Origin of the sequence: Aeromonas sobria, assembly GCF_000820145.1 — a bacterium.
GTDB classification, from domain to species: domain Bacteria; phylum Pseudomonadota; class Gammaproteobacteria; order Enterobacterales; family Aeromonadaceae; genus Aeromonas; species Aeromonas sobria.
The window spans coordinates 76,214-96,285 of record NZ_CDBW01000042.1; the positions used below are offsets into that span (position 1 = coordinate 76,214).

At 56.3% G+C, this 20,072-nt stretch carries 16 protein-coding genes and 1 pseudogene; 6 read left to right on the forward strand and 11 right to left on the reverse strand.

The features are described 5' to 3' along the window. Nucleotides 1–65 precede the first annotated feature (65 nt). The 5 genes from hcp to barA form a co-directional block, all read right to left on the reverse strand. Complete coding sequence (gene hcp / locus BN1135_RS18370) at nucleotides 66–1,715, reverse strand: hydroxylamine reductase (RefSeq protein ID WP_042023622.1); 1,650 nt, start codon at nucleotides 1,713–1,715, stop codon at nucleotides 66–68. A gap of 205 nt (nucleotides 1,716–1,920) precedes the next feature. Next, nucleotides 1,921–2,388 carry a Dps family protein gene (locus BN1135_RS18375; protein ID WP_042023626.1) on the reverse strand — a complete coding sequence of 156 codons (468 nt, stop codon included), beginning with the start codon at nucleotides 2,386–2,388 and terminating at the stop codon, nucleotides 1,921–1,923. A gap of 146 nt (nucleotides 2,389–2,534) precedes the next feature. Then, a complete protein-coding gene (locus BN1135_RS18380; RefSeq protein WP_042023628.1) occupies nucleotides 2,535–3,410 on the reverse strand; it encodes an N-acetylmuramoyl-L-alanine amidase in 876 nt (291 codons plus the stop codon). 34 nt (nucleotides 3,411–3,444) lie between these two features. Continuing rightward, a complete protein-coding gene (locus tag BN1135_RS18385) occupies nucleotides 3,445–3,924 on the reverse strand; it encodes a YehS family protein (RefSeq protein ID WP_042023631.1) in 480 nt (159 codons plus the stop codon). Nucleotides 3,925–4,019: 95 nt separating this feature from the next. Further along, entirely contained in the window at nucleotides 4,020–6,731 is a 2,712-nt protein-coding gene (gene barA, locus BN1135_RS18390) for a two-component sensor histidine kinase BarA (RefSeq protein WP_042023634.1), read from the reverse strand. Nucleotides 6,732–6,884: 153 nt separating this feature from the next. Between barA and rlmD the strand changes: the two genes are divergently transcribed. From rlmD to eno, 5 genes are all read left to right on the forward strand, one after another. Then, nucleotides 6,885–8,207, forward strand: coding sequence for a 23S rRNA (uracil(1939)-C(5))-methyltransferase RlmD (gene rlmD / locus BN1135_RS18395; protein ID WP_042023637.1), 1,323 nt, complete (start codon nucleotides 6,885–6,887; stop codon nucleotides 8,205–8,207). A gap of 277 nt (nucleotides 8,208–8,484) precedes the next feature. Beyond that, nucleotides 8,485–10,698, forward strand: a complete 2,214-nt coding sequence (gene relA / locus BN1135_RS18400; RefSeq protein WP_042023639.1) for a GTP diphosphokinase — start codon at nucleotides 8,485–8,487, stop codon at nucleotides 10,696–10,698. 189 nt (nucleotides 10,699–10,887) lie between these two features. Next, the gene (gene mazG, locus BN1135_RS18405; RefSeq protein ID WP_042023641.1) at nucleotides 10,888–11,685 is read left to right on the forward strand and encodes a nucleoside triphosphate pyrophosphohydrolase; all 798 of its coding nucleotides are present in this window, start codon (nucleotides 10,888–10,890) and stop codon (nucleotides 11,683–11,685) included. A 141-nt stretch (nucleotides 11,686–11,826) separates the two neighbouring features. Then, nucleotides 11,827–13,464 (forward strand): CTP synthase, encoded by a 1,638-nt coding sequence (locus BN1135_RS18410; protein ID WP_042023642.1) that lies wholly within the window; start codon nucleotides 11,827–11,829, stop codon nucleotides 13,462–13,464. A gap of 89 nt (nucleotides 13,465–13,553) precedes the next feature. Then, nucleotides 13,554–14,855: a phosphopyruvate hydratase gene (eno, locus tag BN1135_RS18415; RefSeq protein WP_042023643.1), complete on the forward strand. Its 1,302-nt coding sequence runs from the start codon at nucleotides 13,554–13,556 to the stop codon at nucleotides 14,853–14,855. 124 nt (nucleotides 14,856–14,979) lie between these two features. Here eno and BN1135_RS18420 read toward each other — a convergent pair whose 3' ends face one another. The 5 genes and pseudogenes from BN1135_RS18420 to BN1135_RS18435 all read right to left on the reverse strand — a co-directional run bounded on the left by BN1135_RS18420 (nucleotide 14,980) and on the right by BN1135_RS18435 (nucleotide 18,466). Further along, a complete protein-coding gene (locus BN1135_RS18420) occupies nucleotides 14,980–15,465 on the reverse strand; it encodes a GNAT family N-acetyltransferase (protein WP_042023645.1) in 486 nt (161 codons plus the stop codon). A 120-nt stretch (nucleotides 15,466–15,585) separates the two neighbouring features. Further along, on the reverse strand, nucleotides 15,586–16,050 hold the full coding sequence (locus tag BN1135_RS18425; protein WP_042023646.1) for a hypothetical protein: 465 nt from the start codon (nucleotides 16,048–16,050) through the stop codon (nucleotides 15,586–15,588). Between the two features lie 164 nt (nucleotides 16,051–16,214). Then, the gene (locus BN1135_RS22260; protein WP_139245220.1) at nucleotides 16,215–16,709 is read right to left on the reverse strand and encodes a hypothetical protein; all 495 of its coding nucleotides are present in this window, start codon (nucleotides 16,707–16,709) and stop codon (nucleotides 16,215–16,217) included. Between the two features lie 304 nt (nucleotides 16,710–17,013). After that, nucleotides 17,014–17,441 (reverse strand): annotated as a pseudogene (locus BN1135_RS18430) (VOC family protein). Nucleotides 17,442–17,869: 428 nt separating this feature from the next. After that, nucleotides 17,870–18,466, reverse strand: a complete 597-nt coding sequence (locus tag BN1135_RS18435) for an MliC family protein (protein ID WP_042023647.1) — start codon at nucleotides 18,464–18,466, stop codon at nucleotides 17,870–17,872. 312 nt (nucleotides 18,467–18,778) lie between these two features. Between BN1135_RS18435 and BN1135_RS18440 the strand changes: the two genes are divergently transcribed. Further along, nucleotides 18,779–19,132 (forward strand): hypothetical protein, encoded by a 354-nt coding sequence (locus tag BN1135_RS18440; protein ID WP_223290163.1) that lies wholly within the window; start codon nucleotides 18,779–18,781, stop codon nucleotides 19,130–19,132. A gap of 170 nt (nucleotides 19,133–19,302) precedes the next feature. On the opposite strand, the gene BN1135_RS18445 is transcribed toward BN1135_RS18440, so the two are convergent. Next, entirely contained in the window at nucleotides 19,303–19,665 is a 363-nt protein-coding gene (locus BN1135_RS18445; protein WP_042023649.1) for a DUF2061 domain-containing protein, read from the reverse strand. Nucleotides 19,666–20,072: the final 407 nt, after the last annotated feature.

A 20,072-nucleotide genomic window follows, 5' to 3' on the forward strand; every position in this document is an offset into this window, starting at 1 on the left:
AAAGCCGGATCCAGAAAAAAGGCGAGCCGGGCGGCTCGCCAAACGCTTACAACATGAGGTGACGATCAGGCCGCCAGTATTTCTGCCAGATCCGCTTCGGCTGTGGTGGTCCCTTTTAGGCCAAACTGCTCTTCCAGCACCTTGAGCAGGGCCGGGGTGAGGAAGGCGGGGGCGGTTGGGCCGGTACGAATGTCTTTCACCCCGAGGGAGAGCAGGGTGAGCAGAATGACGATGGCTTTTTGCTCGAACCAGGAGAGCACCAGCGTCAGCGGCAGATCGTTGACCCCGCACTCGAACGCCTCGGAGAGCGCCAGTGCCAGCTGAATTGCGGAGTAGGCATCGTTGCACTGACCCACATCCAGCAGGCGCGGAATGCCGCCGATGTCGCCAAAGTCGAGCTTGTTGAACTTGTACTTGCCGCAGCCCAGGGTGAGCAGCAGGCTGTCTTTTGGTGCAGCCTTGGCAAATTCGGTGAAGTAGGCGCGCTCGGCCTTGTCTCCGTCACAGCCGCCCACCAGAAAGAAGTGGCTGATCTCTCCGGCTTTCACCTTCTCAATCACTGCCGGGGCAGCCTGCATCAGGGCATTGCGGGCAAAACCGATGGTGATGAAGTGCTCGAGTTCGGTGTGTTTGAAGCCTTCCCGCGCCAGTGCTTTCGCCACCACGGCGGAGAAATCATCCCCCTCCAGATGAGTGACGCCCGGCCAGCCGACGATGGAGCGGGTGAAGATACGGTCACTGTAGTTGCCCACATTCGGGTCGATGATGCAGTTGGAGGTCATCACCACTGCGCCCGGGAAGTTGGCAAACTCCTTCTGCTGGTTCTGCCAGGCGGAGCCGTAGTTGCCCACCAGATGGGGGTACTGTTTGAAGAAGGGGTAGGCCAGCGCGGGCAGCATCTCGCCGTGGGTGTAGACATGGACGCCGGTCCCTTTGGTCTGCTCCAGAATGAGCTTGAGATCCACCATGTCGTGGCCGGAGACCAGAATGCACTTGCCGGGGATTGGCGTGACCCTGACCTGGGTCGGTTCCGGATGGCCGAAGGCGCTGGTTTCACCCAGATCCAGCATCTCCATGATTTTGAAGTTGAGCTGACCGATCTCCATGGCGCAGCTGAACAGCCGACCCATTTCGCTCGGGTCTGTGCTGAGCCAGCTCATGATGCGGTGGAATTCGGCGGCCACCTCGTCGCTCTGCTGATCCAGCACCCGGGCGTGCTCCATGTAGGCGGCGGCGCCCTTGAGGCCATAGAGGCAGAGCAGGCGAAGCCCCATGATGTCTTCGTTCACCTCGCTCTTGCCCCGATTGGGGGCGGCTGGCGCGGCATGGGCAAGTTGCTCCAGCAGCTCGGCACCGGGCTCGAAGTGGGCGGACTGCGGCAAGTCGTTCACCTGCACTGCCATCCCAGTCAGACGATCGGCCAGCTGCTGGCGATAAGTGAGGGCCTGATTGGCGTAGGCCACAATGCGGGCGGAGTCGAAGTTGACGTTGGTGAGGGTGGCGAAGAAGGCCTTGGGCACGAAGGCATCGATTTCGCGGTCGATGATGTTGTGCTCGCGGGCGGCCTGCGCCCAGGCGCTGAGCCCTTGCAGGGTATAGATCAGCACATCCTGCAGATCCGAGGTTTCCGCCGTCTTGCCGCACATACCTTGTGCGTAAGCACAGCCGTTGCCAGCCGGGGTACGAATTGTCTGTTCACATTGCACACAAAACATCATGCCTCTCCTAATTGGACATTTCAGTTGTCTGTTTTGTGGCGATTCTATTCCTCTCGCGAAAAACTTAATAGGCATTCAGTTTGCCAATTAAGATTCCCTTGATGCAGATCAAAAACAAAAAAGCCGCCCAAACAGGGCGGCAAGCGGGTGGATAACAGGAGAGACAACTCAGGTTTGCAACAAAACTCACTTTAACAATGGGTTAGGCCAGATAAGCGCGCAGCATCCAGACCAGTTTTTCCTGTTGCTGCACATAGTCGGAGAGGATGGAGGCGGTGCCCTCATCACCGGCTTCGGCAGCCTGGCCCAAAATACGGCGTTGGGCGACCAGCAGTTCGCGGAAGCTCTCCAGCAGCGATTCGACACAGGCGCGGCCATCGTGCAGCCCCTTCTGCTCGGGGATGGCTGAGACTTTCAGGTAGTCGCTGAAGCTGTGCATGGGCACGCTATCCAGCGTCAGGATCCGCTCGGCCAGGGTATCGACCTTCAGCAGCAGGTCGTTGTAAATCTCTTCAAATTTCAGGTGTAGTTCGAAGAACTGGTTGCCACGGATATTCCAGTGGAAGCCGCGCACGTTCATGTAGAGGATCTGGTAGCTGGCCAGCAATTTGTTCAACTCGGCTGCCAGGACTTGTGATTGAGCAGTATCAAGACCAATCGGGCTTTTCATCATTCACCTCCAGATGTGGAAATCGGTTTGAAATTGTCTTTCGGAACGCAGTTAGAGTAACGCCTTGCAAAATAGAGGGACAATTGCTCGTGGCTAACGGTTTGATAGCTAATGGCTATCAAACCGTACGTAGTAGTGCGGGGGGATCAGGAGACGTATTTTTCGAGCAGCGCCATCAGGATGGCCTGACATTCGCGGTCTGCTTCGCTATCGACCTTGCTGGCGCGAAAGTGGAGCTGAAAGGCGCGCATCACGGCGCGGCTCTGCTCATCCCACTGGCCAGTCTGGGGCAAGCCATAGCCATAGCGGGCCAGCTGCTGCTGCCACATTGCCGCATCCCATTCAGGCAGGGGGCTGGCCAGCAGCTCGGCAACCCGAGCTTCATCGGGCCAGGCACCAACCCCGTATTCCAGATAGAGCTGGCGCCAGGGGAAGTGGGGACCGGGATCCTGTTTGCGCTCGGGGGCGACATCGCTGTGACCCAGTACCTGAGTGGCCGGGATCTGGTAGCGGGCGACCAGTTCCTGACTGAGGGCGCCGACGGCGGCAATCTGCGCGGGGGTGTAGGGTTGCCAGCGCCGCGCATCGGGGGCCAGCTGCTCATCTTCCGCTGGATAACCGAGGTTGACGATCTCGATGCCAAGGGAGCTGGCATTGAGCCCGGCATATTGGTGCCAGCGGCTTCGCCCTGCATGCCAGGCGCGTTCGCTCTCCGGCACCAGCTGATAGATCGGCAGCGGGGTCTCGCGGTTTTCGCGGGGGATCAGGTAGTGGGCGCTCACCTTGTGCTCCGGCTCGGTCAGCAGGCGCAGGGAGTTGGCATCATCTTCGTCGGTGTAATGGAGGATCAGAAAGGCGATGCGGGCGTTCTGGTTGGCACTTTGATAGCGGGTAGAGAGCTGATACCCGGCCGGAGTGCAGCCACCCAGCAGCAGGAAGAAGAGGGGGAGTAACAAGCACCAGCGCCATCCCCCTGCTGCAGCCGGTCCGGTGAGCGTGGTAAGAGTGAGTCGCTGGTGCATGTCGAAGGCTCTGCTCGGTCAGCCGCGCTGCTTGTTAGCCGCGGTACTTGGCAGTGAGGCCGATCAGGAAGTTGCGCAGGATCTGATCCCCGCAATCCTGATAGTGCTTGTGATCCTTGGAGCGGAACAGGGCACTGAGCTCGGATTTGGAGAGGCTGAAGTCGGCGAGTTTGAGGGTGCCGAGCATATCCTCTTCTTTGTAGTTGAGGCCAATGCGCAGCTTGCGCAGGATCAGGTTGTTGTTGATCCGGTTCGGGATCACCTGGGCGGGGGCATCCGCTCGCACACCACGGCGGGCGATGATGAAGCCATCCAGAAATTGGCTCAGGGCCGCATCGGGGCAGGCAACATAGCCTGCTTCTTGCTCTTCCCCTTCCGCCGCTTCTTTCATCAGCCAGCTGTGCAGATCGGTGTGGGTGACCGGCAAGTTGCCTTTGGCGAACATGTCGACCATCTCATCGTTGCTGATGGTGAGGGCGTAGCGCAGACGGCGCAGAATATCGTTGTTGGTCATGATGACTCCTGTTTAAACGGCGCAACTTTACCATCTGGCGGCCCCCGCGTCAGAAAAAGCGGGGACCGATACAGTTTCAATCAAGCAAATTGGCGTCAGGGAAGATAGCGAGGAGCCTCCTGACGCACCAGTTCCAGCGCATCCTGCAGTTCCAGCAGTTCTGGCTCCAGCTCGCTGACCACCATGCCGTCACGCAGTTGCTGCTCCAGCTGGGAGAGTAGCCGCTGCAAGCCGGGCACCCCGGAGTAGGCGCAACCACCGTTAAGGCGGTGGATCTGGGTCAACACCTCCTCATCGGCAATTTCACTCGCCAGCGCGGCATCCAGCACTGGCTCGACTTCGTCGAAGTTGGCCAGCAGCATGGCCAGCATCTCTTTGGCGAGCTCCTCTTTCCCCGCCGCCTGACGCACCGCCAGTGCCCAGTCGATCTGCTGGGCACCGTCATTCTGGTGACGGCGATGGGCAAAATCGGTGATCAGCTGGGCCAGCATGCTCTCGTCGATGGGCTTGGTCAGATAGTCATCCATCCCCTGGCGGATCAGCCGCTCCCGTTCACCGGGAATGGCGTGGGCGGTCACCGCTACGATCGGGGTGGTGGTGTTGAGGGACTGGTTGCGGATCGCCTGGGTGGCGCTGATGCCATCCATGATCGGCATCTGGATATCCATAAAGATGATGTCGAATGGCTGGCTGCGGGCCTGTTTGACCGCCTCCTTGCCGTTCTTGCACACCACCACCTGACTGACCATCTCCTTGAGCATGGCGGCGATCAGCTTGAGGTTGGCGGCGTTGTCATCCACCGCCAGCACCTTGATCGGTTGCAATGGGTGGTGGGCGGGCTGCGCTGGCAGTTTGTGGCGGCTCGCTTCCGGTGAGAGCAGGGCGTGCAGCAGCTTGCGATGGTTGACCGGTTTGGAGAGGCAGTGCTGGGCACCGTGGGCCAGCATAGCTTCATAGAGCGCCGGTTCGTGGCTGCTCAGCAGCACTATGGTGTTCTGCTGCTGACCGCTCAGGCTGTCGAGCCGCTGAAGCACTTGCTGCGGTATGTGTCGGGTGCTGCTGCCGATCAGCACCATATCCTGCTCGCTCATTTCAGGCCAGGAGGCGTCAATTGCCAAGGGGTGCACGTCGAGCTGCCACTCCGCCAGCAGCGCAAGCAGCGAGGCTTGGGCGAAGGTGTCCGGTTCCAGCAGCCAGAGCCGTTTACCCTGAATACGATCCAGCGGCAGCTGGTCGGTTTGAGGCAACGGTGAGACCTCGACATCCAGACTGAATGAGAAGGTCGAGCCCTGGTCCAGTACCGATTCAAAACGGATCTGGCCACCCATCTGCTGTACCAGTTTCTGGGTGATGACGAGGCCAAGCCCGGTGCCGCCGTAGCGGCGAGAGATGGAGGAGTCGGCCTGGTTAAAAGCCTGGAATAGCTGGCGCTGTTGCTCTGGCGAAATGCCGATGCCGGTATCGCGGATCTGGACGTTGAGTCTCACCTTGTGGTGGCCGCTGCCGATCTGTTCGATATGGACATCTACGTTACCCTGCTCGGTGAACTTGATGGCGTTGCCCGTGAGGTTGGTCAGCACCTGTTGTAGCCGCATGGGGTCACCGGTGAGGGTGTCCGGTACGTTCGCATCCACCCGTAGCGACAGTTCCAGCTGTTTGTCGTGGGCACTGGGGCCGAGCAGGTGCATGGTTTCATTGAGGGTGTCGCGCAGGCTGAACGGGATATGCTCCAGCTGCAGCTTGCCCGCCTCCAGCTTCGAGAAGTCGAGGATGTCGTTGATGATGCCAAGCAGGTTGCGCGCCGACTTCTCGATGGTCTGCATGTAGTCGGTCTGGCTCGGGGTTAGACTGGTTTTCAGCAACTGGCGGGTGAAGCCGATGACCCCGTTGAGCGGGGTGCGCAGCTCGTGAGACATGTTGGCCAGAAACTCCGATTTGACCCGTGCCGCCTCCTGCGCCCGTTTCTTGGCCATGTCGAGCTCGACGTTCTGGATCTCGATCTGTTCCAGGGTTTCGCGCAGGTCAGAGGTGGCCTGATCGATATTCTGTTGCATCTCTTCGTGATATTCGGAGAGCGCCTTGGCCATGGCGTTGATGCCGTTTTTCAGCATATCCAGCTCGCCGGTGAGCTGGCCGCTGACCCGGGTATCGAGCCGTCCCTCCCTGATCTTGTGCACTGCCTGCACCATGTTGGTGATGGGCTGGGTCACGCTCTTGACCAGCCGGAAACCAAACAGGGTGCTGAAGGCGACGCCGATGATCACCATGATGATGGCGAAGAAGGTATCGCGGTACTGCAGCAGCATGGCCCGATCTGTGGTCATCTGCATCGCGATATAACCGATCATCGGTGGCTCGGCATCGCTGGGTAGCGGGAAACCGTCCATGCTGGTTTCGGCCTGGATCGGGGTACGCAAAATGATATCGTCCCCCTGCAAGGTGATGCTGGTCAGATCCGGGATCGGCACCCCATCTGGCAATCTGAGGCGGGTGAAATCCCGGTGATAGTTCGAGGTGACGAACAGCTGGTTGTCCTGGGTGAAGACAGCGATGGACTTGATCAGCGGAGAATTTTTGCGGTGGGTCAGGCCAATCAGCCGCTTGAGGGACTCGCGGCTGTGCTGGGTCATGCCATATTCACTGGCAATCGCCAGGGGTTCAATGATGTTGATCCCCTGATCGATGAGGTTGTTTTCCAACTGCTGATAGCGGTGGAAGGTAAAGTAACCGGCCATCAGGCCACCGATGATCAGGGTGGGCAAAATGGTAAAGGCGAGAACGCGTGCTCTCAGGCCATATTTGGTCATACGAACAGGTCACCAGTGAACTGGATTGGCGATAGGGTCGATGGCAATACACGGGCTCTGTGGCCGTATTTGGTCATACTATTATTCTTGTGGGACAATACCCAGCTGCAGATTCCACAATCATGACATAGCCACCTATAGGCACCAAGTTTTATGGCCCAGTTTTTCAAGCCCCAAAAGAAGTCAACCCAGCTCCAACGTATTGAATTTACGATAGACAGTCTGGATCATCATTGCGTCGGTATTGGTCGTTACCAGGGTAAGGCGATCTTCGTTGAAGGGGCGCTGCCCGGCGAGGTCGTCAAGGCTCGCATCACCGAAGACAAGAAACAATATGGCCACGCGGCGTTGCAACAAGTGGTGACGCCCGCGGCCAATCGCATTGCCCCCTTCTGCAGCCACTTCCGCGAGTGCGGCGGTTGCAATGCCCAGCAGATGTCAGTAGCCGATCAGCAGGCTGCCAAGGCGGCGGGACTGGTCAGTCTGTTCGAGCGGTTGGGCAATATTCAGGCCCCGGCACTGGATCCGGTACTGACCGGTGAAGATCGCGCATACCGCCGGGTCTGTCGACTGGCCATCAAATTTGACAAAAATGGTCGCTGCACCCGGGTCGGTTTTCGTCGTCGCAACAGCAACGATTTGGTTGAAATCGACGGCTGCCCGGTGCTGACTGCACCGCTCTCGGCACTTATCCCGCCGCTGCGTGAGTGCCTCAACCGGCTCAAGAGCCAGCGCGAGCTGGGCCACGCGGAGCTTATCCAGGCCGAGCAGGGGATCTTGATGCTGCTGCGCCATACCGGTCGCCCCAATGAGGCGGATCGCGCCCTGCTGGTGGCGTTTGCCCAGGCGCAGGGGATCGACCTCTACTTGCAGGCGGCGGATGAGCGTATCGAAGCGCTGCAGCAACAATTTTCCCCGTCCTACTCATTGGATGGCCTGTCTCTTGCATTTGTTCCCGGTGATTTCATTCAGGTCAACGGCCCGATCAACCAGAGCATGGTTGAGCAGGCGCTGGCATGGCTCGGCGCGACCAAAGATGACAAGGTGCTCGATCTGTTCTGCGGCATAGGTAACTTCACCTTGCCACTGGCCCATCAGGCCCGCGAAGTGGTGGGGGTCGAAGGTGAGCTGGCCATGGTGCAGCGGGCTGAAGAGAACGCCCGCCGCAACGGCATTACCAATGCCCGTTTTTACAAGGCGGATCTGAGCGGTGACATCGTCGGCATGTCCTGGGCGCGGGAAGGGTTTGATCTGGTGCTGCTGGATCCGGCTCGCCCCGGTGCGCTGGAAGTGATGGGGCACGTAGTGAAACTTTCCCCCAAGCGGGTGGTCTATGTCTCCTGTAACCCGGTCACCCTGGCTCGTGACAGTCAGGTACTGGTGAAAGGGGGCTACCGTCTGGTGCGTCTGGGTATGCTCGACATGTTCCCTCACACAGGTCATCTGGAATCCATGGCGCTGTTTGAGCGGATCTAGAAAACTGATGCCCAGATGCGCCACCGCGGCCATCTGGCGTCTTTGGTTCGGTTGCGCGAGAGCGACAAAAGCTCACCCAGTGTGACAGTTTGGCGCTGTTTGGGCTGTCGTGATTGGGGTAAGCTAGGCACTCGTACATAGGTAGGGCCGGTGGGGCTACTCTATTGTCTTTTTTGACAATATGCCTTGAAAAGCCTCCCAAACATCCCCATTTGACGCAGTCTCATGAGGAGAGAAAGCGTTAGCTTTCGGCCCGATAATTTAAAGGATTGATACCATGGTGGCGGTTCGCGATATTCATTTGAAAGATAACTTCACTCTGGAGGAGTGGGTTGGCTCACTCGCACTCAGTGACAGTGACAAAGATCAGCTGCGAACTGTTTACCAGTATTGTCTGACGCTCGGAGACGAAGCCCTCACCAGCCGCCTGCTGGTGCGTGGCGTCGAGATGGCGGGCATCTTGTTGATGCTCAGCATGGATCTCGGCACCCTCAAGGCCGCGATCATCTACCCCTTCGTCGAGGCGGGTCTCATCAGCCAGGAGCGGATGGACGAAGACTTCGGCCCCAAGATCGCCAAGCTGGTGGAAGGGGTGCTGGAGATGGAAGCGATTCGCTCCCTGCAGACCCTCCATCGCAGTGAAACCTCGCCGGAACAGGTCGATAACGTGCGCCGCATGTTGCTCGCCATGGTCGAGGATGTGCGTGCCGTGGTGATCAAGCTGGCGGAGCGGATCGCCTGCCTGCGGGAAGCAAAAAAAGCGGATGAAGAGACCCGGGTCTTGATGGCTCAGGAGATCACCAACATCTATGCGCCGCTGGCCAACCGGCTCGGCATCGGCCAGCTCAAGTGGGAGCTGGAAGATCTCGCCTTCCGTTACCTGCACCCGGACACCTACAAGCAGATCGCCAAGCAGCTCGATGAAAAGCGTCTTGATCGGGAGCGTTACATCCGCGAGTTTGTGCAATCCCTGCGGGATGGCCTCAAAGAGGCGGGGGTCGAGGCTGAAGTCAACGGTCGTCCGAAACACATCTACAGCATCTGGCGCAAGATGCAGAAAAAACACCTCGAATTCAACGAGCTGTTTGACGTGCGTGCGGTGCGGGTAGTCACCAAGCGGCTGCAGGATTGTTATGCGGCGCTCGGCATCGTTCATACCCACTTCCACCATATTCCCCGCGAGTTTGACGACTATGTCGCCAACCCCAAACCCAACGGTTACCAGTCGATCCATACCGTAGTGGTCGGGCCCGAAGGCAAGACAGTCGAGATCCAGATCCGTACCGATCAGATGCATCAGGATGCGGAACTCGGCGTAGCGGCTCACTGGCGCTACAAGGAAGGGGCCCATGCGGTCAACAAGGCCAACAATTTCGAAGACAAGATCGAGTGGCTGCGCAAGCTGCTTGCCTGGCAGGAGGATCTTTCCGAGAGCGGTTCCCTGCTCGAGGATCTGCGCAGTCAGGTGTTCGAAGATCGGGTCTACGTCTTCACCCCGAAAGGGGATGTGATCGACTTGCCAGCAGGTGCGACTCCGCTCGACTTTGCCTATCACGTCCACAGCATGATCGGCCACCGCTGCATTGGTGCCAAAATTGATGGCCGCATCGTGCCCTTCACCTACGCGTTGCAGACCGGCGATCAGGTCGAGGTGATCACCCAGAAGGAGCCGAACCCGAGCCGCGACTGGATGAACCCCAACTCTGGTTTCCTGCGCTCCAGCCGGGCGCGGGCCAAGGTGGCGACCTGGTTCAAAAAGCTGGATCGGGACAAGAACATAGTGGCCGGTCGCGAGCTGTTCGAGAAAGAGCTCGATCGCCACAACCTCAGCATGTCCAAGATCGACAAGGGCAACATGCTGCGCCGCTTCAATCAGGAGAGCACCGACGATCTGCTGGCCGGGATTGGCAGTGGCGATATCCGCATCAACCAGGTGCTCAACTATCTCGACACCTGCTACAACAAGCCGACGGCGGAGGAAGAAGATCGCCGCCTGCTGGAGAAGCTGGAACAGAAGGCCAATGCGCCGCTGCGCCACAAACCCAAAGATCACATAGTGGTGGAAGGGGTCGGCAACCTGATGACCCATATCGCCCGCTGCTGTCAGCCGATCCCGGGAGACTCCATTCAGGGCTTCATCACCATGGGGCGCGGCGTCTCCATCCATCGGGAGGATTGCGAGCAGCTCAAGGAGCTCTGCCGTCGTAACCCTGAGCGGCTGATCGATGCGGTGTGGGGGGAGAACTACTCCGGTGGTTACGGCCTCACCATCCGGATCATCTCCAACGATCGCTCCGGCTTGCTGCGCGATATCACCACAGTGCTGGCTAACGAGAAGATCAATGTGATGGGGGTACGCTCGCGCTCGAATGTGCGTGAGCAGACTGCCGAGATCGACATGGAGCTGGAGATCTACAACATCAACGCCTTTAACCGGGCGTTGGCCAAGTTGAGCCAGCTTAACGACGTGATCAGCGCCAAGCGTCTCTGATTGTCATCAAGAACCAACTCGTGACCGACCGCCAGGTCGGTCACTGTTTTCCCCCTGTGGTACCAATCAACAAGCGAATATCCCGTGTCCCTGCGTTACGACCGCTCTCACTTGCTCGACATGAGATTGACCGGCCGCGCGGCTTGATGTTGCTTGATCCCCATTTAACGAATCGAAAGTGAGTAGCCCATGTCTCAACGTTACGACCTTCCCCAACTGCTCGACATCATGGCTCGTCTGCGCGATCCGCAAACCGGTTGCCCTTGGGATCTGAAGCAGAACTTCCAGAGCATAGTGCCGCACACTCTGGAAGAGGCCTATGAAGTGGCCGATGCCATCGAGACCGAGGATTGGCAGGGGTTGAAAGGGGAGTTGGGCGATCTGCTGTTTCAGGTGGTCTTTTATGCCCAGCTTGGTAAGGAACGAGGACTGTTCGATTTTGCCGATATCATCGATACGGTGAGTGAAAAGCTCATTCGCCGCCATCCTCACGTCTTTTCTGATGCAGACCTCGATAATGAGCAGGCGGTGAAGGCCAATTGGGAAGCGGAAAAAGCCAAAGAACGGGCCGCGCTTGATAAAGAGAGCGTGCTGGACGATATCCCGCTCTCCTTGCCCGCCTTGACCCGCGCCGCAAAAATTCAGAAACGCTGCGCCACCGTCGGCTTTGACTGGAAGACGCTGGGGCCGGTGGTGGACAAGATCCACGAAGAGATCGACGAAGTGATGGAAGAGGCGTTGATGGCCGATGTGGACGAGGCGCGGGTCAGCGACGAACTCGGCGATCTGCTGTTTGCCACCGTCAATCTGGTGCGCCATCTGGGCAAGGATCCGGAGCAGGTGCTGCGGGGCGCCAATGCCAAGTTCGAGCGGCGCTTTCGTCAGGTTGAGCAGTTTATCGCCGCAGAAGGCTTGAAAATGACCGATTGCACCCTTGAAAAGCTAGATGCTGCCTGGGATCGGGCCAAGGAAACCGAGCAAAATTGATTTGGCGCAAGATGGGGTGACGATGAGCCTGATAGATTTTTGTTCATTGTTTGGGAGAGGGGTTTTTGCTATATTGTTTCCCCGTCCTGCTTCATCCCCGAAGCACCCCTTAAAACTCCCTAAACTTCTTTCAGGTTCAGCATGACGACAAAATATATTTTTGTAACTGGTGGCGTTGTTTCATCCCTCGGCAAAGGCATTGCCGCAGCTTCTCTGGCGGCCATTCTGGAAGCCCGTGGTCTGGATGTGACCATCATGAAACTGGACCCCTATATCAACGTGGATCCGGGCACCATGAGCCCGACCCAGCATGGTGAAGTGTTCGTAACCGAGGACGGGGCCGAAACCGATCTGGATTTGGGCCACTACGAGCGTTTCATCCGCACCAAGATGACCCGTCGCAACAACTTTACCACCGGCCGTATCTACGCCGATGTACTGCGTAAAGAGCGCCGTGGTGACTATCTGGGTGCCACCATTCAGGTTATCCCGCACATCACCAACGCCATCAAAGAGCGGGTGATTGCCGGTGCCGAAGGCCATCGGGTTGCCATCGTCGAAGTGGGCGGCACCGTGGGTGATATCGAATCCCTGCCGTTCCTCGAAGCGATTCGCCAGCTGGCGACCATCGTTGGCCGCAACAACGCCATGTTCATGCACCTGACGCTGGTGCCTTACCTGGCGGCTGCCGGTGAAGTGAAAACCAAGCCGACCCAGCACTCCGTTAAAGAGCTGCTCTCCATCGGTATCCAGCCGGATGTGCTGATCTGCCGCTCTGACCGTGCCATTCCGGCCAATGAGCGCGCCAAAATTGCCCTGTTCTGCAACGTGCCAGAGCGCGCCGTCATCTCCATGAAAGACGTCGACTCTATCTACAAGATCCCGGCACTGCTCAAGTCCCAGAATCTGGACTCCTACTTCACCGAGCGTTTCGGTCTGGAGTGCAAGGAAGCCGATCTGTCCGAGTGGGAGCAGGTTGTGTTCGAAGAGGCCAACCCGACTGCAGAAGTGACCATCGGTATGGTCGGCAAGTACGTATCCCTGCCGGATGCCTACAAGTCGGTCAACGAAGCACTCAAGCACGGTGGTCTCAAGACCCGTCTTTCCGTCACCATCAAGTACATCGACTCCCAGGATATCGAGACCCGTGGCTCCGAGCTGCTGGAAGGTCTGGATGCGATTCTGGTCCCGGGTGGCTTCGGTGAGCGTGGCGTGGAAGGCAAAATTCTGGCGGCCCAGTATGCCCGTGAGAACAAGATCCCCTACCTGGGTATCTGCCTCGGCATGCAGGTTGCCATGATCGAATTTGCTCGCAACGTCGCGGGTATGGCTGGCGCGCACTCTTCCGAGTTCAAGAAAGATTGTGCCTATCCGGTTGTCGGCCTCATCACCGAGTGGGTTGATGAAGAAGGTAACGTCGAGACCCGTACCGAAGGCTCTGATCTGGGCGGCACCATGCGTCTGGGTTCCCAGCTCTGCCACCTGGTCGAAGGTTCCAAGGTGCGTCAGATGTACGGCAGCCCGACCATTTACGAGCGTCACCGTCACCGTTACGAAGTGAACAACAAGCTGCTGCCGCAAATTGAAGCAGCCGGTTTGAAAGTGACCGGTCTCTCCGCCGACAAGAAGTTGGTGGAAATTATCGAGATCCCGGATCACCCCTGGTTTGTGGCAGCGCAGTTCCACCCGGAGTTCACTTCCACTCCTCGTGATGGCCACGCTCTGTTCGCCGGGTTTGTGAAGGCGGCAGGCGAGTATCAGAAGCGTAATTTGAAGTAATTTAAAATAAATGCGGTTGGGGCTCTGTGCCACAGCCGCTTTTTTTGGCATATTTTTGTTGTTTTTTTACGAAACCTGAGGAAATACACATGTCCAAGATCGTTAAAGTAATCGGTCGTGAAATCATCGACTCCCGTGGTAACCCGACCGTTGAGGCCGAAGTTCACCTAGAAGGTGGTTTTGTTGGTATGGCAGCAGCTCCGTCTGGCGCATCTACCGGTTCCCGCGAAGCGCTGGAACTGCGTGATGGCGACAAGAGCCGTTTCCTGGGTAAAGGCGTTCTGAAAGCCCTCGAAGCCGTAAACGGCCCGATTGCTCAAGCTCTGCTGGGTAAAGATGCCAAGGACCAGGCCGCTATCGACCAGATCATGATCGACCTCGACGGCACCGAGAACAAATCCAAGTTTGGCGCCAACGCCATCCTGGCTGTTTCCCTGGCTAACGCCAAAGCCGCCGCTGCTGCCAAAGGCATGCCGCTGTACGCTCACATCGCTGAGCTGAACGGCACCGCGGGTGTTTACTCCATGCCGCTGCCGATGATGAACATCATCAACGGTGGTGAGCACGCCGACAACAACGTCGACATCCAGGAGTTCATGATCCAGCCGGTTGGCGCCAAGACCCTGAAAGAAGCTGTCCGCATGGGCGCTGAAGTGTTCCACAACCTGGCCAAAGTGCTGAAGTCCAAGGGCTACAACACTGCAGTCGGTGACGAAGGTGGTTTCGCTCCTAACCTGAAATCCAACGCCGAAGCACTGGAAGTGATCGCTGAAGCCGTTGCTGCTGCCGGTTACAAGCTGGGCACCGACATCACCCTGGCGATGGACTGTGCTGCTTCCGAGTTCTACGACGCAGAGAAGAAAGAGTACAACCTGAAAGGCGAAGGTCGTATCTTCACCTCCAACGGTTTCTCTGACTACCTGGCTGACCTGACCACCAAGTTCCCGATCGTCTCCATCGAAGATGGCCTGGACGAATCTGACTGGGACGGTTTTGCTTACCAGACTGCTGAACTGGGCAAGAAAATCCAGATCGTTGGTGACGACCTGTTCGTAACCAACACCAAGATCCTGAAGCGCGGTATCGACAACGGCGTTGCCAACTCCATCCTGATCAAGTTCAACCAGATCGGTTCCCTGACCGAAACTCTGGCTGCCATCAAGATGGCCAAAGACGCTGGCTACACTGCCGTCATCTCCCACCGCTCTGGTGAGACCGAAGACGCGACCATCGCCGACCTGGCTGTTGGTACCGCTGCTGGCCAGATCAAGACCGGTTCCATGAGCCGTTCTGACCGTGTTGCCAAGTACAACCAGCTGATCCGTATCGAAGAAGCTCTGGGTGCCAAAGCTCCTTTCCGCGGTCTGAAAGAAGTTAAAAACCAGGCTTAATTTGCTGGTTTACCAGCCTCGGCTGGAATGAAAAAAAACCGGAACCCTTGGGTTCCGGTTTTTTTATGGCTGATCCTTGCCACAACGGCCTGAGAGGCGAGGGCGTTGTGCCTCTGGTCTCGGGTCAGACAAACGGGTGCGTGCGCTGATAGCGCCCTGCATGCGCCTTGAAGCCCAGTTTTTCAAACAGGGCGATAGAGCGGACGTTATCTGCATCGATATCTGCGGTGAGGCGGGTGACTCCCTGCGTGCAGGCGTGGGCGAACAGCAATTCCAGCGCCTCCGACATAAACCCCTTACGCCAATAGGCCGCATTGAGCAGGCAACCCACTTCGCAGCAGTGGCCCGCCTCGCTGAAACTGTGCAGGCCGCAGGTGCCGATCACCTTGTTGCTTTCCCGCTCGACAATCGCCCACTCAAGCGACTCATCCGTTTGCTCCAGCTGCACCACACTCGCCATCATTTGCACCACCATGGCGGGGGAGGTGAAGCAGGGATCAGAGGCAAACTCCATGGTCAGTGGATTGCCATAAATCTCGAACAGATCGGCGGCATCCTGCGGGCCAATGGTGCGCAGCACAATCCGTGTGCCGGTTAAGTCAGGCTTCATTTATCTCCTTGGCGCGGGTGTTACGTCAGCAAAGATACAGGTGAAAAACGAGACTGCGTGAAAGTCGGTCTCTGAAGGCAATTGGTGCTATCACGAAATATTTCTATCGTGAACGTCCGATTACGCTTCGCTAATCGACCTACGGGCTTTGTTATTCATTAACCTTGCATCTATTTTATTCGAAAAATCTGAGAAGCCATCCAGGTCAAAAGGGGCGTAAATTTTCTTGCGACTGTTAGTACGAATGACCATGCAATCCACTATGAGTAATTTTCCCATACTCACACCGATCATCTCTGTATAGGGTATGGATACTTTCTGGAAAAAGCGGTTTCTACCTACCACATCCTCGCTCCTCAATTCGACGGAAAACAATCTGGAGGCTTGAGCCATTGCAAACAGTACAACGAAGGCTACTAGCAGGATTTTTAAATATTGGTAAAAGAGCCAAGAGCCCAACTCCATGTCGAGTTGGGTTTTGTATGTACTGAGTGCAACAAACCCGATAAAAATCAATGTGATAAATATAAAGAACCGCTTGCTCATAGAGAGTAATGGTTGTTTCCAATTTAATGAATATTTCATTGTTTATTCCAGCTGGATAAAAATAACGTCCACTTAATCAGTGAATGGCAGAAGAGCTCCACCGTGTCAGGAAAGTTTGCTATCGAGATAGTGGGTTATTAGGGTTTTTTTTGGCCGATTTATTCGCGATTGTCCGAATACGCTTCGCTATTCGAACCTACGAGCTAGCCTTCTTCTTTAATACAAGCACCATTAGTTGCTAATAATATTTTATCAATCAGATTTTCAATATTTCCATTATAACCTGATGATGCAATTGTTATCTCTCTGTGATTGTCTATCGCTACCAAGCATTCAACATATGCCTTCCCGGTATGTATTCTTATTGCGCGTAATCTGATAGGGGCTGTTGCTGCACATAGCTCTTGATTTACATTTTTCCCTATCTTTTTTAGAAGACGTTCATTTTTATTCCAGACGACCTTGTATTTACTTCTCGGAATTGAGTAGACAAATATTGTGGAGAACATAGCCATCACCAGAAAAGTAAGCACTAGTATCAACCAACCCCAGATGCCAAAAATTGGTTTCGAAGAGGTTAGTGCGCCAGCAATCAGTAGCAATGAAAATATTGTACAAGCAGTGCTGACTACTGCGCCAAGCCAGCTTATTACGGTTGAGTTACTTTCATACAATATGGTTTCTTGTGGTGGTATCATATTTTTTGTTTCCGATCTTCTTTATGGAAAATTATATATCAATGATTAGATGGACTGCGATACTAATTAGAGCATCGAGTCTTTCATATAACTCCAAATCAACTTTATAATTGTATTGGAAAGTTTAACTCAAATGTTGTCAGTCTATCTCAGGTGTTTGACGGTGTTTACTTTACCGCCTCTATAATGATTGTTGTTGCTACAGTAAATATATAGGTGAAAATCATGGCTCTCAATTATTGAGCAAGCTGTAGCTATTTTTTGTCATAGCAGAAAGTTAAATAACAGGGATTCAATATTCTTGCTAAAACTGAATCTCTACCGAATCCGCACTGCGCTTTGCCTCACCGTGATAAACCGCTTCGATATTATTGCCATCCGGGTCGAGGACAAAGGCGGCGTAATAGCCGGGGTGATAATTGCGTTCGCCGGGGCGCCGTTATCTTGGCCACCATGGGCCAGCGCGGTTTGATAAAAGCGATCCACCATGGCGTTGTCTTGCGCCTGAAAGGCGAGATGATGGCGGCCGGTCAGTACCCCCAGCGCGGCGGGGCTATCGACAACGGTGACAAACAGTTCGTCCGCCCAGAAGTAGCCATCACCTGTGCCTCCCAGCGGAATATCGAGGGCGGCCAGGGTCGCGGTGTAAAAGCGCTGGCTGGCGGTCAAATCTTTGACCACCAGCTGGATATGGTCGATCAGCCGACCCCGATGCAGGGTTTGTGTTTCCATACACCACCTTGATTTGAATGGTTTGAGTAGGTCATTGGCTTGTCGGTTGCCTGGCTTTGACAAAAAGGGGTCGGGCAAGATGTGGCATGGCTACCGCCCCTGAATTTCAGCCTCCAGTCTGCTGCTTTTTACCAACGGGTAATGGCTGGCATGGCTCATGGGAGACTCCGACGAGGCGTGTGTTGCCAATCGGGTATATTAGCGGCGGGCGGGCTAAGGGAAAGGGGGAGATGGCGGATTCCTGAGCAAGATCAATAAATTAATTAGTAAGGCCGTTTGATCGCCAGTTGGCGGGATGGGGCGAGCCTTGCGCGGGAAGGTGAAGGGCTGGCAGGGAGTGGTGTAGAGGGCGCGGTTTGCTGTTGCTCGCCGCTGGTTGGCTTTCAGATTTCAAAGAAGCGGAGCGGCAGTGCCGCCCCATATCAGAGTCAGCCTTTGGTCGGATTTTCCATGCAAGTGAGGGTTGGCTGGTCGTAACGCTCCAGCGTGGCTTCGTCCCCTTTGGTGAAGAAGGTGAGGTTTTGCCCTTCATAACGGGCGCCGCTGGCGCTGGGGGCTTCATAGGCGAGCACTTGTTGCTGCTTGTCGCCCTCGCTCAGGTTGATCACCGCGACCGGTAGCTTGGCATCGTTATAGAAGTAGGTGGAGAGGGTGACCGCCTTGCCACACTGGTAGTTGACCGGGGTCGGCACCATCAGCTGGCCGCCGCTGATCTGCAGCTCGGTGATCCGCAGCAGGTAGTTATCCTCCACGCACTGGCGCAGATCCTGCCCCTTCCAGCAGTCGTTGCGCCCCTTGATCCAGCCACGCTGCATGGCGCGCTCGGTCTTGAGCTGTTCGGGTGAGAGCGCGGCAATCGCTTTGGGGTAGAGGGCCGCCAGTTCGTTATCAAGGGCTGCCAGTCCGGCATCCTTGCAGATCAGGGTTTCGACCGCTCCGGCTGCTTTGCCGCAGTCAAAGGAGGGGGTCGCAGCGCTGGCCAGCAGAGGGGCAAACAGCAGGGTGGCAAGCAAGGTCTTGTTCATCGATAGATTCCAGCAATGAAGAGGGCGTATCGGCCTACTACAGCACACTCTAAGGGGCAATGCAGCTGTGGGGGCGAGCGCTTTTTGCAGGGGGAGGGGCGGTTGTGGCATAGCTTACTCGGGCGCGGAGGCGTTTGTTGTTGGCTGAGACAATAACGGGTTAACAACAGCACGGAGGCGTCGCTATTTTGAACGAACGCCCCAGTGGGTGGCATTGCGCTTTCGCTCCGCCTCAAGTGACGTGCTAGATTGCCGACTTTTGTTTATAACAAGCAGGCTAAAAATATGTTCAGGTTTTTGATGGGAGCCTTGTTGGCTATCACGCTGTCCGGTTGCGCCGCCATGTTCAATGGCACCAGCCAACAGGTTTCTATCCGCAGTCAGGATCCGGATGCGGAGATTTACGTCAACGATATGCTGCTGGGCCATGGCAATGTGATCACCTCGTTCAAGAAGAAAGAGAACTACATCATCACGGTCAGGCGTGCCGACTGCTACTCGGTGAGCATCCCGGTCTCCAAGTCGTTTGATGCGACCACCCTGCTCGGGATCTTTATCGATTTCGGCGTTGTCTCCATTCTGGTGGTCGATGGTGTCGGCACCGGTGCCTGGCAGAAGTTTGATCAGAGCGCCTATATCGTGGATCCACTCTGCAAGAAAGCCTGATAAGACCTGATGGGGGCATCGGGTGATGCATCCAGCTAACGGTTTTTGCTGATGTGAAAAACCCGACCTTCCTGCCGGAATGTCGGGTTTTTTGTGCAGGTAACGCGGGGCCGAGGGGCGGGTTATCCAGTTGCTTGGTTAGGCGCAGTTGCTTGGTTTTCCGTAGCAGCTTAGGCCAGCGCCAGTTGCTGGCGGCTACGCCACAGCCGCTCGTAGAAGAAGAACACCACGGTATTGATGGCTGGTTCGATCGCCGCCATCACGCCACCGGTGAGCAGCTCGCCGCTCAGCAGGAAGGCAACCCCGAAGGCGATGCTGAAGTGCACCAGTGCGAAGCTGCTGGTCTTGGCCTGCAGGCTGTGGTTTGGCTTGAACTTGTGCCAGCCAAGGTCATGAAAGTAGAAGGCGACCGTGTTGACGGCGGGCTCGATCAGGGCGATCAGGCTAGCGGTCAGCAGCTCACCGGTCAGCAGGTAGGCCACGGTAAAGGCGACACCGAAGTGCAGGATGGCAAAGCTGATGGTCTTTTTCATGATGGCGGCTCCCTCTGTTGATGCTGAGAGTATCCGCCGAAATGAGATTAAATGAAAACTATTCTCATCTATTGCCCGGATAGGGAAAACCTATCAAAGGAAAAGTGCCTCCGCACTGTCGTGAGGCAGGCTCGCGGTGTGCCAGCATTTCGGGCTGGCCGGATAAAAACAGGAAGCCCCGTGACGGGGCTTCGCTTTTCTGTCTACCGGGGCACAGGGTCGCTATTACTACTCTGAGACCTTGTTGAGCCACTCGACCCTGTACAGAAGACCTTGGACACCCATCTTTTGGGTTTGGGCTATGCTACGCCTTGCTCCAAAAGGTGGGTGTCCCAGATTTGCTTTGTTATGTGAATTTTACTCCCGCAAGCTGCTTTACATGCTTAGAGGCGTTGTTTCCTAAATCG